Raw genomic sequence first — 15,442 nt, forward strand, 5'->3', positions numbered from 1 at the left:
CCCACTGCCACCTGGTCCGGAGCACCCTCCCGGACCAGGTAGTATTTTCTCTGTCGCCAGCCGCGAAAGCGGTCGGCGAGGGTCATGCGCCGCTAGCTCAGTTGGTTAGAGCAGCTGACTCTTAATCAGCGGGTCCGGGGTTCGAGTCCCTGGCGGCGCACAGAGTATGACCAAGGGCACTCTCCTCCGGAGGGTGCCCTTGGTGGTTTTCGGGGTCACATCACCTGTCTCTTATCGCCTATTGCCTATCGCCTATTGCCTGCGGCAGCAGGCGAGGCCGGCGATGATCGCTGCCCAGACGACGAGGAGGAGCAGCGGCACGGCCAGCAACACGGGCCAGCGATTGGTGATCTGCCGTACTTCCCAGTCGCGGAGTGCCAACTGGCATTTCGAGCGGTTGATCTGGGCCAGGGGGCACTGCGGATCGGGCTTCTCCACTGCCCCGCGTTCGGGTGCGGGAAGGGAGGTGTCGGGCTCCTCGGTTGCCGCCCCTCCTTCGAGAAGCTGCGGTTTGTCCTTCAACCAGTCTTCGAACGTCGCCCGCATGGCTTCGTGGCCCCGCTCGTTCGGGTGCAGGCTGTTGTGGAGCCAGTGGGCCGGGTTGAAGCGCTGCACGGAGGTTCCGTTGACGGACTTGAGACCCACGAAGTTGACGCCGGCCGCCCTCTTCTTCCTGTCGCACAGCTGGAGATGGTGGTCGGCGAGCGTGTCCTCCATCTTCCTCAGATAGAAGATGCCCTGCGCCTCCCGTGTCGCCTCCTCGACCTTCATGTTGAGCTTGTGCACGAAGTCACGGATGAAAGCGCGCTCTGCCGTCGTAAGGGCCACCCCGCTGCACTTGACGCCATTGGCGATCGGCTGCGGGTAGGGCACGGCCACGATCGGCACGTCGGCGGGCAGAGCTCTTCGCAGAGAAAGGTACGTCGCTGCCACGGCGTCCTTGACGCTGTCCAGGTTGCCCTCGAACAGGGACTTCTGTGTCTCGCAGGGGCCCGGTGCGATACACGCCTCGCCGATGGTGGAGAAGCCGGCGTCGTTGCCTCCGATCGAGATGACGACGAGAGCGGGGTGAAGCGACGATCCCATGTTCTTCAGTTGATCGATCTGGGTGTCCGACACTCCCCTCTGCGGATGAGCGCGTCTGTCGTCCGCGTCGGCGATGACATGGAAGGTCCGGGCGCCGGAACAGGCGACGAACCGGAGGCCGTCGAACCGTGGGTCCTGTGCGGCGATTTTCACCGCGTACGCGGACGGCGCCCGGCGGCAGTGGTCGCCGCCGGCATCGTTGGTGTTCTCGATGTAGGTGCCCGCGCCTTCCCCCGACATGTAGGAGTCGCCGACCGCGACCAGCACCCTGTTTCCTCCCGGCGGGGGCGCGGGCAGCTCCGGAGGGGCAGCCGCGAGGAGGCAGACCCCCGCGAGTACGAGGGCCACGTCCGCGTGCGTGTTGGAAACGATGGCGACCAGCAGCACCAGCACCGAACCGGCCAGGATCGCTGTCAGCACCCAGTCGTGGGACGCCAGCCACACGGCAAAGCCTGTGGCCCCGGCGACGACGACCGCTCCCACGAGCCCGCCGGACAGGACGAGGGGACCCCGGCGGCCCTCCTCGGCCCAGAGTCCGCTCACCGCACGCAGGCCCCACTCGGACAAAGCGTTGAGCCCCAGGGGAAGACACACGAAAACCGCCACACCCAGGGCGACGAGCAGCCCCGTGGACAGACCGTTCCCGCCCCCGCGCAGCACAAGAAGGACCACGACCAGGACGACTCCCACGATCCCCAGCAGCATCGCACCCGGCAGCAGCAGCGCCCTGTCGTCCTGCTGTCGCCACAGTTCGACGAAGCAGCCCAGACCGAGGACCAGCACGACCAGGCCGACAAATGGCAGCGTGTCCGCCTCCACGCCCGTCCTGGAGAGGATCAGCATCGTCGCCCCTCCGGCGCACAGGACGGCTCCGGCGCCGATCAGCAGACGCGCGGGACTGCCGGCCTCGTCCGGATCGTTTCCCCGTGCCAGTTGCCGCCAGACGAGGAGGAGGCTGCAGGCGGCGAAGATTCCCAGCGTCCAGTTCAGCTCCGAGCTCGGCACCCCACGGGCCGACTGGGTGGTCAGCGCGATGGCGGCCGCGAGGAACAGCAGCCGTGGGCCCCACCGGATCAGAACGCCCCACCCGCCGCCGGCCGGGCCCTCGCCGGTCGGGCCGCCGCCTGTCGGGCCGCCGCCTGTCGGGCCGCCGCCTGTCGGTTCGGCACCGTCGTCGCTCATGTGCATCGACCCCTCACCCTGCAAATCGATCGTGACACAGAGTAGGAAGCCGTCGCGTTGAGTCATGGGGCGGCTCGCCGAAGTGGCCGCATCCCGGTGGAAGACCTGGACCTCTCGCAGCCGCTTGCGGTCCTTCGCCCGCTACCTGGTCAGCAGTTCCTCGCGCCCCCGCTCCCGGTACCGCTCCACCAGGTCCGTCACGTCGTCGCCGGTGAGTACGCGGTAGGTCTCCTCGCCCGGTGGGCGCCACCACACCGGGTCCGGGCAGCGGAAGCCCTCGCGCCTGAGGGCCGCCCGGTGGATCTTGTTGGTCGCGGTGACCGGCATGCGCCGTACGACCCGGACGAATCTGGGGGCCATCTTCGTCCCCAGGTCCGGCTGCGCGGCCAGGAAGGCGGTGAAGGCCGCCGGGTCGAAGGTGCCGGCCAGCGTTGCCATGACCTGGTCGCCGGCCACCGGGTCCGGCACCGCGTACACCGCGACGGCCACCGCGCCCTCGTACCGGGCGAGGATGTTCTCGATCGTCGCGGCGGCCAGGTTCTCGCTGTCCACGCGCAGCCGGTCGTCGGCGCGGCCCGCGAAGTAGAGGAAGCCGTCCGGGTCCCGGTAGAAGAGGTCGCCCGTCCAGTACCAGCCGCCCCGACGCCGGGCCGACTCCGCCTCCGGGTTGCGCCAGTAGCCCTCGAAGGGGTTGGGGCCCCGGTTCACCAACTCCCCTATCGCGGCGGTGCCGTTGAGCAGCCGGCCCGAGGCGTCCAGGTCCGCCGGAGGACACTCGGCGCGGGTCGCCGGGTCGACCACCGCGAGGTCGTCGCCCGGTGCCGCCCGGCCGACCGCGCCGGGCGGAGTGCCGGGCGTCCACCGCACCGCCGCCCCGCCCTCCGAGGACCCGTAGCCCTCCACCAGCCGTACCCCGAACCGCTGTTGGAAGGCCGCCGCGTCCACCGCGCCGGCCTCCGTGCCGAAGCCGAGCCGCAGAGGGTTGTCCCGGTCGTCGGGCCGGGCGGGGGTGGCCAGCAGGTACTGGACGGCCCGGCCCACGTACGTGAAGTAGGTCGCCCCGTACCGACGTACGTCGGTCAGGAAACCGGAGGCCGAGAAGCGGCGGCGCAGCGCGACCCCGGCGCCCGCCGCCAACGCCGGTGCCCAGTCCGCGATCACCGCGTTGCCGTGGAACATCGGCATGCAGACGTAGTGCACGTCGTCCGGGCGCACCCCGAAGTTCTCGGCCAGTGTCCGCCCGGCTGCGGCGAGCCTGCCCTGGGTGCAGATCGCCGCCTTGGGCGCGCCGGTCGAGCCCGAGGTGAAGTAGAGGAGGAGGCGGTCGGCGGGGGTGGCGCGGGAGGTGTCGGGCGCCGCGCCCGCGTAGGGGGCGAGCAGTGCCTCGTACTCCTCCGTGTCGGTCAACAGCAGGCGTATACCGGGGAGTTCGAGGTCGGCGAGGAGTGGAAGGTGGGTGCGGTCCGTGAGCAGGACCGGGCACTCGGTGTGCAGGATGTCGCGGGCCAGTTCGGGGCCCCGGCGGGTGGGATTGATGCCTGCGACGGCGGCACCGGCGAGGGCTGCCGCGCTCAACCACAGGGGATATTCAGGGGTGTTGTCGAGCAGGACGCCCACGTGCGGTTCGGCGCCCGGCGGCAGCAGGTCCGTCAGAAGCCCGGCCCTGGCCGCCGCGCCCGCGGCCACCTCGTGATGCGTGAGCGTCCGGTCCTCGCACCACAGCCCCGGCCGGTGGTCGCCCCACCGGGCCGCCACGAGTTCCGCGACCGTGCGCTTCCTGTCCTTGGACTCCATGGACTCCATGGGCGCGCACGGTAGTTGACGTATCGTCAGATGTGGAGGGTCACGGCATCTCCGCGAACTGGTCGGCCGGGAAGGTCTCCCCCGTCTGCTCGTCGACCACGTACGCGTCGTCCGTCCCGAAGAAGACGTCGCCGATCGGGTCGAAGATCTGGCTGTAGGTCACCATGAACCCGACGCAGAACACCACCACCACGCCCAGGAACCCGAGGATGCCCGCCAGGGCCAGCCCGTGCCGGACCGGGCTCGGGCGGTGGGCCGTGGCGTTGACCTGCTCGCCCTCGCTGTAGAAGACGGTGACGTAGTCGCCCTCGAGGACCGTGCCGGAGCCGTGCGGCTCGTCGAAGCGGATGGTGCGGCCGTCGCGCGCGACGAACTCGTACACGTGGTTCAGTGTTGTATGCACCGAAGAGTCGCCGGAGCCGCCGCTCGTCGTCGTGTACGTGCGCAGACAGCGCGCCTCGGCGGTCAGGCCGCTGTTCCATGCCTGGCGTATCCGCAGCCCCCGGCGGATCAGGGCCGCCGCCATCAGCGTGGTGATCACGATGATGAATGTCGGCCCCGCGTAGAACATGAAGTCCATGGCCGTTCCCCCGGTCTCTTGTTCGGTACGGCTCCCCGTACGCCGCCTCACCTGGTCCTGCGGGCGTACGGGGAACGTACCCGTGGGGGGACGTGGATTTACTCAAGGGAAGCTCAGAATCTGGCGTCCGAGCAGGCGTAGAACGCGTTCGCCGTGTCCGCGATGGTCCACACCGCGACGATCACATGCCGACCGCTGAGCCCGGACGGCAGGGTGCCCGTGTGGGAGAGGGTGGCCGGCGGACGCTGGCCGTTGTAGGGGACGGTGAGGAACGGGGTGAGGTTGAGGTCCGAACGGGCGAGGGCATGGTTCTGGTTCCAGCCCGGCTTCGTGACGTAGTACTTGAAGTCGGTCGTGGCGTGCATGGCGGTGAACTGCCAGCGGAACGTGTAGCTCTGACCGCCCGTCACCGTGGTGGCCGGCCAGGTGCCGCCGGACGGGGTCTTCGGCTGGTCGAGCGCGCCGAAGTTGGCGTGGTTGGCCGAGCAGATCCGGCCGTCGGCCGGTCCTGCTGCCGGGAAGCCCTTGGGGCCCTCGACGCTCTGCGGCTCCCACTGGATGTCGCCGCAGCCCGTCACGGTGCCGTTCTGACAGAGCTTCTGCCTGCTGATGGGGAGGTCGGTGTAGCCGTGACCACTGGCACCGCCGGTGGTGAGGACGAGCGCGCCGGTGGTGGCCAGACCGACCACCGCAGCGCACAACTTGGTCTTTTTGCGCATGCTGCCGCTCCTGCTGAACGTGGGGGAGGTTCAAGGGAGGAAGTGAGCCGTGCAGGTCTAGACCAAGTCCCAGATTATTACCGTCCCATGAGCATGTCCAGACCAATCACAGGCCCGACTCCCCCACTCTCACGGCCCCTGCTCGCTCCGCCCCGCGCAGAACGCCACCGTCAGGTCCTTCACCAGCACCTTGCGTTCGTAGTCGTCCAGTTCGACCAGGCCGCGCATGGTCAGCCGGGTCACCGTGTCCTCCACCGAGTCCACGACCGAGGTGAGCGCGGCGGCCCGGTGCTGGGCGTCCAGGGCCGCGATGCGGCGGCGGGTCATCGCGGCGGCGACCTCGGGGGCGTACTCGACCCGGACCGGCAGGACGGAGAACACCTCCAGGCCGACCGCCGCCGTGTCCGCCGCGACGACGCGGGTCAGCGCGTCCCCCGCCGTCTCCATCGCCCGGCGTCCCGCGCCCGGCATCTCCACCGGCACCCGGACCAGCGCCGCCTCGACACACTCGCGCAGATACGCCTCGTGGTCCTCGACGCCGAGCGTGGCCCGCGCGGTGTCCCGCACCCGCCACACCACGAGGGCGACGACCCGCAGCGCGACCCCGCTCGCGTCGGCCGCCGCCATCGGCTCGCCGCGCCAGTGCCGCAACCGTACGTCGACCCGGGCGCGCAGCAGCAGCGGGTTGACCCACAGCAGGCCGGTGCGCCGGACCGTCCCCCGGTAGCGGCCGAACAGGCCGAGCACCCAGGCCCGTCCGGTCCGGCCCCGCGCCAGTCCGCCGAAACCGAACAGGGCAAGGGCACCCGTTCCCGCGTACGCCGCCCACTGGGCGGGACCGAGACCGGCGCCCGCGTAGGTCGCCGGCAGGCGCAGCGCCTCCGTCGCGAGGTGCGGCAGCGCACCCGCCCACCAGGTGGTGAGCACGCCCCCGGCCACCCCGGTGGCACCGGCGAGCAGGCCGACCGCGCCGGGCAGCACCCGCGCCGGGCGCTCGACCAGGTCGGGGTCGACGGTCGGGGCCGCCGGGCGTGGAGCGGCCTGTGCGGGTCTGCGGATGCGCGGCTGCTCACCCGTACCCTGTCTGCGCCCTACGACCGCCGGCCTCAGGGGTACCAGGGTCGGGTCGGGTTCGTCGCGGAACAGGAGGTGGACGGGGATCTCGGTGGTCGCCTCGTTCTGGATGAGCCGGGCGGGCCGGGGGCCGCTGTCCGGGGGTCCCTCGGGTTCCGGTGTCTGTTCGGTCGTCGTACTCATGTGTGCCTCCAGCCTCCGCGCCAGATGCGTTCGCCCTTGCGTTCCTGCTTGTGCGTACGAGCCTTGTGCTGACGAGCCTTGTGGTTAGGAGAAGAGGCGGCGCCAGGTCTCCGGGCCCGGGTAGCCGTCGGCCGCGCCGCCCCGCCAGCCCTGGGCTCGCTGGAAGGCCTGGACCGCGCGCCGGTCCTCCTCGTTCCAGCGCGAGTCGGGCCGGGTCGTGTAGTAGCGGCCGAATCCCTTCCACACCAGCTGCTGTGCGAGCCGGCTGATGTGCGGGCCGTCGGCGCCCGGCCGGAACAGGGCCCGCCCCGGGAACACGGGGACCGCCTGGTCGGCGGAGGGCGGGCCGGCCGCGCCCGGGAACGTGGCGGACGGGGGCGTTCCCGCAGGGGATTCGGGAGCCGTCCCCGGGGTGGTCGCGGGGGTCGTTGCCGGCTGGGTCGCGGGGAGCGTCTGGGGCGGCTGCCCTGCGGTGTTGTCGCCGATGTCCCGGCCCGTCCCGCTCACCAGCAGTGCCCAGGTGCGCGGGCCCGGCAGTCCGTCCGCCGCCGAGCCCGTCCAACCCTGGGCCCGCTGGAACGCCCGGGTCGCCCTGCGGTCCGCGTCCGACCAGCGCGGGCCCGGACCCGAGGTGTAGTAGCGGGCGCCGCCGCGCGCCACGAGCATCCGGCCGAGCAGGGTGACGTACCTGTTGTTCGCGCCCGGACCGAAGTAGGCCCGGCCGGGGAACCGGACCACCGGGTCCGGGGAGGCGCCGGGGGCCGCGCCCCCCGTCGTACCGCCCGTCGTACCGCCCGTACCGTCCGTACCGCCGGAATCGCCCCGGTCGCCCGGCTCGCTCGGGTCGTCCGGGTCCGAGGTGCCGCCCGTGCTCGCGGCGAGGCCCTTGTAGCGGTAGGCCTGATAGCGGTCCGAGTGACTCCAGTACGCGAACGGGGTGGCCTGTCTGCGGGCGTGCGGGCGGGTCTCCTCGTAGGCGATGTAATAGGTGTGCGTGTAGTCCGTCCAGCCGCCGAAAATGACGACGTGTGAGCCCTTCTCCGGGTCCGACGGATTGTGGAACAGGAGAATGTCGCCGGGCTGGAGATCCTCTTTGGTAATCCGCACGCCGTACTTGTCGAGGCTGCCCGTCCATTCGTTCCCGGCGAGGTTCCAGGCCATGGAGACGAAGCCCGAACAGTCCTGCCGGTAACCGTCCCCCCAATAGGTGCTCATGCTGTACGGCACCCGCGCGGCGACCCAGGTCCTGGCCCGGTTGACGATCTCCGCGCGGGTCGTCACCCGGAGCTTGCCCGACGCCGGTTTCCCGGACGGGCCGTGCAGTGGCGCCTTGCCTCCCTGCGGGGTGTCGGGCTCGTCACCTGCGGGTACGCCCGGACGCTGGGGCGCGTGCGGGGCGGCCGCGGCCGGCAGGGCGTGGCCGGCGCCGAGGACGGTGGAGGCCGCCGCGGCGACGACGAGGGTCCGCCTGACCGCCGTACGGGCGGGTCCTGGACCCGTGCCCGACACCGGCCCTGAATAGGGTGCGGCCCTTCGTCCGTGAACGCATCCGGGGCATTCGCAGTCGCTCGCGGGATCGAATTCCTCGAATACCGGAGTCGCCATACGATTCCCCTCACTCACCCGGCGATGACTTGCGCGCTTCTCCACGCTCGCAGTTTCTCAACTGTCACCCGCTGTCGCATGTTGACGGTCCGAATGATGTACAGCCGGCCCACGGCCCCGGCGCGACACTCCGGTGGTCCGGACCACGCACCGGTGTCGGGTAGAGTTGTCGACGTCACCGCGCGCCGCTAGCTCAGTTGGTTAGAGCAGCTGACTCTTAATCAGCGGGTCCGGGGTTCGAGTCCCTGGCGGCGCACAGACACACGACAGGCCCTCCGCTCAGCGGGGGGCCTGTTCGCGTGCGCCCGGCGTCACGCCCGGCAGTACGCGCCCCGGAAGATCGCCGGGGATTTCCTCGAACACTCAGGGAGACAATACGTAAGCACTTCGGCATCATCCGCGCACAACCGGTCGCAGTCACACCAATCGGGCTCAACAGCCGTCACAATGGGCGCGTATGACCGGTAAACACCATGTTTCGCGTCTTGCGATCATGCTGAACGGCATAGAACCCTGGGCTGCAAGATGCTGCGGATACGCGGCACTTGGGGGCGGGACCGGTTGCGTTGACACGGGGATGGGGCCCCGTTCATGAACAGATGCCGAGGGGGGCATCATGCAACCGGAAGGGCACACTTCCATGTCTATAGAGTGTGGATGACGTGGGGGCCGTGGTCCTTTACTGATGCGTTTGTGAAGGCCGAGGGGGGCCGAGCGAACGCATAGGAACCGACAAACACGCGGTGACCCGCGTGTGGGGGGATGACTCATGACGTCGACGCCGACGGGCGCCCGGCATAACTTCGACGGATCACAGACGACCCAGCTCAGGCTGCCGTCGAACCGGACCGGCGGTTTCCGCCGGATCAAGAAGACCCTGCCGAAGTACGACTACGAGCACTACAGCCGGCTCGCCGGACCCCTCACACAGCCCGACCCGACCAAGCCGTACACGGTCAAGTACCGGTCCCTGCTCTCGCAGGAGCCGCACCGACTGCGAGCCGCGCTGATGCTGGGCGCCGCTCCGCTGCTCTCCATCGTCCTGCTCGTCTGGCTGCTCCAGCCCGCGCACTGGACCGAACGCGACTACCCGGCCTACGACTTCCTGCCGGCGCTCGACATCGTGATGCTCGTCTCGATCGGTCTGATCGAGCTGTTCCGCTGCCTGAACGTGCTGTCGAACGCGCACGCGACCCTGGTCGCCCGCGACCCGATCCCGGTGGTGCCCGAGACCGGCACCAGAGTCGCCTTCCTCACCTCCTTCGTGCCCGGCAAGGAGCCGCTGGACATGGTGACGAAGACGCTCGAAGCCGCGGTGCGGATCCGGCACCGCGGCCTCATGCATGTCTGGCTGCTGGACGAGGGCGACGACCCGGATGTGAAGGCGGTCTGCGAGCGCCTGGGCGTGCACCACTTCTCCCGCAAGGGCGTCTCGAAGTGGAACCAGCCCAACGGCCCGCACCGCGCCAAGACCAAGCACGGCAACTACAACGCCTGGCTCGACGCGCACGGCGACGACTACGACTTCTTCGCCTCCGTCGACACCGACCACGTCCCGCTGCCCAACTACCTGGAGCGGATGCTCGGCTTCTTCCGGGACCCGAACATCGGCTTCGTCATCGGCCCGCAGGTCTACGGGAACTACGACAACTTCGTCACCAAGGCCGCCGAGTCGCAGCAGTTCCTCTTCCACGCGCTGATCCAGCGGGCCGGCAACCGCTACGGCTCGCCCATGTTCGTGGGCACCAGCAACGCCGTACGCATCAAGGCGCTGAAGCAGATCGGCGGCCTGTACGACTCGATCACCGAGGACATGGCGACCGGCTTCGAGATCCACCGCCACAAGAACCCGGCGACGGGCAGGAAGTGGCGCTCGGTCTACACGCCGGACGTGCTCGCGGTCGGCGAGGGGCCCAGCGCGTGGACGGACTTCTTCACGCAGCAGATGCGCTGGTCGCGCGGGACGTACGAGACGATCCTCACGCAGTACTGGAAGGGCTGGTACTCGCTGCCGCCGAGCAAGCTCTTCAACTACACGATGATGATCATCTTCTACCCGATGTCCGCCCTCAACTGGATCCTCGCGGCGCTGAGTTGCGCGCTGTTCCTGGGCCTGGGCGCCTCGGGTGTGAACATCGACCCGACCGTGTGGCTGATGCTCTACGGCAACGCCTCGGCGCTCCAGATCGGTCTGTACATCTGGAACCGGCGGCACAACGTCTCCCCGCACGAGCCGGAGGGTTCGGGTGGTGTGGCGGGCATGGTGATGTCGGCGCTGTCGGCGCCGCTCTACGCGAAGGCGCTCATCGATTCCGCGCTGCGGCGCAAGAGCAAGTTCGTGGTCACGCCCAAGGGCGACTCGGCGAGCCCGGACCGCTGGTTCGGGACGTTCCGGTACCACTGGTACTTCATCCTGATCTTCGGCGGCTCGATCGCGGCCGGCTTCGCCTTCGGGCACTCGCACCCCGCGATGATCATCTGGGCGACGTTCGCCACGGGGATCACCGCGACGCCGATCGTCGTCTGGCGGCTCATGCTGCGCCAGGAGAAGAAGAAGCTCGCCGCCCGTCCGGCCGGCGCCGAGCCGCAGGATGCCGTCCCCTCGCCGTACCCGACGGTGCCGGCCCAGCCGACGGCACAGACGCCACACGCCCCGCACGCCCCCCACTCCACCCATGCGCCGCAGCACAAGCCCCAGTGGGCCGCATCGGGCGGGACGGGCGAGGGCAGCGTGGGGAGCGGGGGCAACGACCAGACCATGCAGATTGCCCTTGGTGGACTTGGGGGACGTAAGGAATGAATGACCGTGCAGGCCGCCGCCGCGCCCGTCGTCTCGCGATAGGCACGGCGGTGGTCCTCGCGTTGGCGGGGATGAACGGGCCGTGGGTGTACCGCTTCAGCACCGAGAAGTACCACGACTACAAGATCAACAGACCGGAGTACAAGGCCGAGAACGGCAAGTGGGAGGTGGTGAACTTCCCGGAGGAGTACCGGCAGAACACCATCCACGCGGCCCTGTTGCACACCGGCAAGGTCCTGCTCGTCGCGGGCTCCGGCAACAACGCGGACAACTTCGACGCGAAGAAGTTCGACACCCGCATCTGGGACCCGGTCAAGGGCACGATCAAGAAGATCCCGACGCCCGCCGACCTGTTCTGCACCGGCCACACACAGCTCGCCAACGGCAACCTGCTGATCGCGGGCGGCACCAAGCGGTACGAGAAGCTCAAGGGTGACGTCACCAAGGCGGGCGGCCTGATGGTCGTCCACAACGAGAACCCGGACAAGCCGATCACCCTGCCCGCAGGCACCAAGTTCACCGGCAAGGAGAACGGCAAGACGTTCGTGTCGAAGGACCCGGTCGTCGTGGAGCGCGCGACGAAGATCTTCGACAAGGCGACGGGCGCGTTCCTGCGCAACGAGCCGGGGCTCGGCCGGATCTATGTCGAGGCGCAGAAGAAGGGCGCCAAGTACGAGACCGGTACGCAGGACAACTACCGCGTGCAGGGTCTGTCGGGCGCCGACTCCCGCAACACGTACGGCATCGCCGAGAAGCTCGCCCTGGACAAGAAGGACTTCCAGGGCATCCGCGACGCCTTCGAGTTCGACCCGGTCGCCGAGAAGTACATCAAGGTCGACCCGATGAACGAGGCCCGCTGGTACCCGACGCTCACCACCATGTCGGACGGCAAGATCCTCAGCCTCTCCGGCCTGGACGAGATCGGCCAGCTGGTGCCGGGCAAGAACGAGGTGTACGACCCTAAGACCAAGAAGTGGACGTACACGACGCACACCCGCCAGTTCCCGACGTACCCGGCGATCTCGCTGATGCAGAACGGCGAGATGTTCTACTCGGGCGCGAACGCGGGCTACGGACCCGACAACGTCGGCCGTGACCCCGGAATCTGGAACGTGGCGACGAACAAGTTCACCAAGCTGAAGGGGCTGAGCGACCCCAACATGCTGGAGACCGCCGGGACGGTGCTGCTGCCGCCGGCGCAGGACGAGAAGTACATGGTGATCGGCGGGGGCGGGGTCGGCGAGTCCAAGCTCTCCAGCAAGAAGACCCGTCTGATCGACCTCCTGGCGGCGGACCCGAAGTTCACGGACGGGCCGTCCCTGGAGAAGGGCACGCGCTACCCGCAGTACTCGATCCTCCCCGACGACACGGTGATGATCTCGGGCGGCTCGGAGGACTACCGGGGCCGTGGCGCCTCCAACATCCTCCAGGCCCATATGTACGACGCGACGACCGGGAAGCTGCGGAGGGTCGCCGACCCGCTGGTGGGGCGTAATTACCACTCGGGTTCGATTCTGCTGCCCGACGGGCGGATCATGTTCTTCGGCTCGGACTCCCTGTACGCGGACAAGGCCGACACCAAGCCGGGCAAGTTCGAACAGCGCATCGAGATCTACACGCCGCCGTACCTGTACCACGACGCGCAGCCCTCGCTGTCGGGCGGCCCGCAGACGATCGCCAGGGGCGCGTCGGGCACCTTCAAGTCGGCGCAGGCGTCGACGATCAAGACGGCGCGTCTGATCCGCCCGAGCGCGTCGACGCACGTCACGGATGTCGACCAGCGCTCCATCGCCCTCGAGCTGAAGAAGACGAAGGACACCCTCACGGTGACAGTCCCGAAGAACCGGAACCTGGTGGAATCGGGCTGGTACATGCTGTTCGTGACGGACGGCCAGGGGACTCCGAGCAAGGCCCAGTGGGTCAAGGTGCCTTGACCCACCCGGCAGAACACCGGGCGCCCTTCATTCGAAGGGCGCCCGCTTCCGTATCGTCAGAGCCGTACTGACGTGCATCCCATGATGGCGAGGGCGTTCTCGATTCCCTGCTCGAGGACCTCGTCGGAGAACTTCCGGTCGGAGAGCGCGCGGGACAGCTGCAGTGTTCCCACCGCCATGGTGAAGAGCCCGACGGCCCGGCCGCGGGCGGACTGCGGGTCCCCGGGTGCCAGGCGGGCGGCGAACTCGTCCACGATGGCTTTGGCACCGTGGGTGTAGGCGTCCTTGGTTCCGTCACCGCAGCGGCCGATCTCGTCCAGCAGGGCGGCGTTCGGACAACCGAGGCCGGGGTTGTCCCGGTGCTCGGGCGACAGATACGCGCGGATGAGATCCTCCAGTCCCTCACGGCCGGGCCGCAGCGCGTCGAACTGCTGCACCTGCGCGCGCAGTTCCTCGGCGACGACGTGGGCGACGAGGTCGTCCTTGGACTCGAAGTGGGCGTAGAACGCGCCGTTGGTGAGTCCGGCGTCCGACATCAGCGTGGAGATGCCGGAACCGTCGATGCCGTCCTGCTTGAACCGGCGGCCGGCCCGCTCGATGATCCGCTGCCGCGTGACCTGCTTGTGCTCCTTGGTGTAACGCGCCACAGCTTCCTCCCCAGCTTTGCCGGACCATTGCCTCGCATCCCAGCCTAATCTATTGTCTGATGTACGTAATATTACGATCGACAGGTGACTGTTGTCGATCTATCGTCCAGCAGACGGCAGGCCCGGCCCGACCGCCCCCGCCCGCAGAACCAGGAGAGCGATGATGCTCAGCCCGAGCCGCAACGTGTCACGACTGCTGACGGACTCCGCGTCCCGACACCCCGAGCGCACCGCGATCGTCTTCGGCGAAGACCACATCACGTACGCCGCCCTCGACGCGGCCGCCAACCGTGTCGCGAACCTGCTCGTCGCGCGCGGGATCCGGCCGGGCGACAAGGTCGCCCTGTCCTGTCCCAACCTCCCGCACTTCTCCACCGTCTACTTCGGCATCCTCAAAGCCGGCGCCGCGGTCGTGCCGCTGAACGTGCTGCTGAAAGCCCGGGAGGTCGCCTATCACCTCGCCGACTCCGACGCGAAGGCGTACTTCGCCTTCGAGGGCACGCCGGAGCTGCCGATCGGACAGGCCGCGTGGGAGGGGTTCCGGGCGACCGAGGGCTGCACCGAGTTCTTCCTGATCGAGAGCGGTGCCGCCGCGCCGGCCGAGGGAGGGACGCCGGAGTCGTATCGGACGGTCGTCGCCGAGCAGCCCGTGACGTTCCGTACGGTCGAGCGCGACGACGACGACACCGCGGTGGTCCTCTACACCTCCGGTACGACCGGGCACCCCAAGGGCGCGGAGCTGCGCCACCGCAATGTGTACGACAACGCGCTCACCGGCCGCGACCTGTTCGACGCCGATCCCGGGCGCCCCGACACCTACCTGTGTGTACTGCCGCTGTTCCACTCCTTCGGCCAGACCGTCATCCAGAACGGCGCCTTCGCGTTCGGCGGCACGATCGTGATGCAGCCGAGGTTCGAGGCGCAGGCGGCCCTGCGTCTCATGACCGCCCACGACGTGACGTTCTTCGCCGGGGTCCCGACGATGTACTGGGGGCTGCTCGCGGCACTCGACGAGACGGTCGACGTGGCCCGCCTGGCGGCGAACCTCCGCGTGGCCGCGGCCGGCGGTTCAGCGCTGCCCGTCGAGATCCACAAGGAGTTCAAGGACCGCTTCGGTGTGACGATCCTCGAAGGCTATGGGCTGTCCGAGACCTCGCCGATCGCGTCCTTCTCCCGTTTCGGGGAGGAACCCCGTGTCGGCTCGATCGGGGTGCCCATTCCGGGCGTGGAGATGAGGCTCATCCGCGACGACTGGTCGGATGTGGAGGGCGGCCCCGAGGAGATCGGGGAGATCGCCATCAGGGGACACAACGTCATGAAGGGCTACTACAAGCGGCCCGAGGCCACGGCCGAGGCGATCAAGGAGGGGTGGTTCCGCTCCGGCGACCTCGCCCGCAAGGACGAGGACGGCTTCTACTACATCGTCGACCGGTCCAAGGACATGATCATCCGGGGTGGCTTCAACGTCTACCCGCGCGAGATCGAGGAGGTGCTCATGGAGCATCCCGCGGTCTCGCTGGTCGCCGTGATCGGCGTACCGCACGAGTCCCACGGCGAGGAGATCAAGGCCGTCGTGGTCAAGAAGGCAGGAAGCGGCACGACCGAGGACGAGCTCATGGCCTGGGCGAAGGAGCGGCTCGCCGCGTACAAGTACCCGCGCGTCGTCCAGTTCGCCGACGAACTGCCCCTGACCCCGACCGGCAAGATCCTCAAACGCCGGCTCTCCTGAGCGGGCCGGCTGTCGGTACCGGTAGCGCGCACACGGCCGGGTGGGCGCCATGTCGGCATCCGCAGGCCGCCGTCGGCGTCCGCACGCCGCCGTCGGCGTC

At 69.0% G+C, this 15,442-nt stretch carries 10 protein-coding genes and 2 tRNA genes; 5 read left to right on the forward strand and 7 right to left on the reverse strand.

Annotated elements, in window-relative coordinates:
- Nucleotides 1–86 precede the first annotated feature (86 nt).
- Nucleotides 87–160, forward strand: a tRNA-Lys gene (locus ABZ855_RS22900).
- A gap of 92 nt (nt 161–252) precedes the next feature.
- On the opposite strand, the gene ABZ855_RS22905 is transcribed toward ABZ855_RS22900, so the two are convergent.
- The 6 genes from ABZ855_RS22905 to ABZ855_RS22930 all read right to left on the reverse strand — a co-directional run bounded on the left by ABZ855_RS22905 (nt 253) and on the right by ABZ855_RS22930 (nt 8,232).
- Nucleotides 253–2,268: an SGNH/GDSL hydrolase family protein gene (locus ABZ855_RS22905; RefSeq protein ID WP_360809553.1), complete on the reverse strand. Its 2,016-nt coding sequence runs from the start codon at nt 2,266–2,268 to the stop codon at nt 253–255.
- A 141-nt stretch (nt 2,269–2,409) separates the two neighbouring features.
- On the reverse strand, nt 2,410–4,062 hold the full coding sequence (locus ABZ855_RS22910; RefSeq protein WP_360809815.1) for an AMP-binding protein: 1,653 nt from the start codon (nt 4,060–4,062) through the stop codon (nt 2,410–2,412).
- A gap of 49 nt (nt 4,063–4,111) precedes the next feature.
- Entirely contained in the window at nt 4,112–4,651 is a 540-nt protein-coding gene (locus ABZ855_RS22915; protein WP_360809555.1) for a DUF3592 domain-containing protein, read from the reverse strand.
- A 113-nt stretch (nt 4,652–4,764) separates the two neighbouring features.
- On the reverse strand, nt 4,765–5,370 hold the full coding sequence (locus tag ABZ855_RS22920) for a lytic polysaccharide monooxygenase (RefSeq protein WP_360809557.1): 606 nt from the start codon (nt 5,368–5,370) through the stop codon (nt 4,765–4,767).
- 129 nt (nt 5,371–5,499) lie between these two features.
- Nucleotides 5,500–6,627: an SPFH domain-containing protein gene (locus ABZ855_RS22925; RefSeq protein ID WP_360809559.1), complete on the reverse strand. Its 1,128-nt coding sequence runs from the start codon at nt 6,625–6,627 to the stop codon at nt 5,500–5,502.
- An 84-nt stretch (nt 6,628–6,711) separates the two neighbouring features.
- Nucleotides 6,712–8,232, reverse strand: a complete 1,521-nt coding sequence (locus ABZ855_RS22930) for a peptidoglycan-binding protein (RefSeq protein WP_360809561.1) — start codon at nt 8,230–8,232, stop codon at nt 6,712–6,714.
- Between the two features lie 182 nt (nt 8,233–8,414).
- Here ABZ855_RS22930 and ABZ855_RS22935 point away from each other — a divergent pair.
- The 3 genes from ABZ855_RS22935 to ABZ855_RS22945 all read left to right on the forward strand — a co-directional run bounded on the left by ABZ855_RS22935 (nt 8,415) and on the right by ABZ855_RS22945 (nt 12,966).
- A tRNA-Lys gene (locus ABZ855_RS22935) sits at nt 8,415–8,488 on the forward strand.
- A gap of 513 nt (nt 8,489–9,001) precedes the next feature.
- The gene (locus ABZ855_RS22940; protein WP_360809563.1) at nt 9,002–11,032 is read left to right on the forward strand and encodes a glycosyltransferase family 2 protein; all 2,031 of its coding nucleotides are present in this window, start codon (nt 9,002–9,004) and stop codon (nt 11,030–11,032) included.
- Nucleotides 11,029–12,966, forward strand: coding sequence for a kelch motif-containing protein (locus tag ABZ855_RS22945; protein WP_360809564.1), 1,938 nt, complete (start codon nt 11,029–11,031; stop codon nt 12,964–12,966). The genes ABZ855_RS22940 and ABZ855_RS22945 overlap by 4 nt, the downstream gene beginning before the upstream one ends.
- A 56-nt stretch (nt 12,967–13,022) precedes the next feature.
- Here the strand turns inward: ABZ855_RS22945 and ABZ855_RS22950 are convergent, their stop codons facing one another.
- On the reverse strand, nt 13,023–13,613 hold the full coding sequence (locus ABZ855_RS22950) for a TetR/AcrR family transcriptional regulator (protein WP_360809566.1): 591 nt from the start codon (nt 13,611–13,613) through the stop codon (nt 13,023–13,025).
- A 160-nt stretch (nt 13,614–13,773) separates the two neighbouring features.
- Here ABZ855_RS22950 and ABZ855_RS22955 point away from each other — a divergent pair, with 160 nt between their 5' ends.
- Nucleotides 13,774–15,342: a long-chain fatty acid--CoA ligase gene (locus ABZ855_RS22955; protein WP_360809568.1), complete on the forward strand. Its 1,569-nt coding sequence runs from the start codon at nt 13,774–13,776 to the stop codon at nt 15,340–15,342.
- The last annotated feature ends 100 nt before the right edge of the window (nt 15,343–15,442 follow it).

The sequence above is a fragment of the Streptomyces sp. NPDC047042 genome, assembly GCF_040644035.1.
Classification (GTDB): domain Bacteria; phylum Actinomycetota; class Actinomycetes; order Streptomycetales; family Streptomycetaceae; genus Streptomyces.

Coding starts and splice junctions, on each gene's coding strand:
- ABZ855_RS22905 (WP_360809553.1), bottom strand. CDS start 2,268: ATGAGCGACGACGGTGCCGAACCGACAGGCGGCGGCCCGACAGGCGGC.
- ABZ855_RS22910 (WP_360809815.1), bottom strand. CDS start 4,062: ATGGAGTCCAAGGACAGGAAGCGCACGGTCGCGGAACTCGTGGCGGCC.
- ABZ855_RS22915 (WP_360809555.1), bottom strand. CDS start 4,651: ATGGACTTCATGTTCTACGCGGGGCCGACATTCATCATCGTGATCACC.
- ABZ855_RS22920 (WP_360809557.1), bottom strand. CDS start 5,370: ATGCGCAAAAAGACCAAGTTGTGCGCTGCGGTGGTCGGTCTGGCCACC.
- ABZ855_RS22925 (WP_360809559.1), bottom strand. CDS start 6,627: ATGAGTACGACGACCGAACAGACACCGGAACCCGAGGGACCCCCGGAC.
- ABZ855_RS22930 (WP_360809561.1), bottom strand. CDS start 8,232: ATGGCGACTCCGGTATTCGAGGAATTCGATCCCGCGAGCGACTGCGAA.
- ABZ855_RS22940 (WP_360809563.1), top strand. CDS start 9,002: ATGACGTCGACGCCGACGGGCGCCCGGCATAACTTCGACGGATCACAG.
- ABZ855_RS22945 (WP_360809564.1), top strand. CDS start 11,029: ATGAATGACCGTGCAGGCCGCCGCCGCGCCCGTCGTCTCGCGATAGGC.
- ABZ855_RS22955 (WP_360809568.1), top strand. CDS start 13,774: ATGATGCTCAGCCCGAGCCGCAACGTGTCACGACTGCTGACGGACTCC.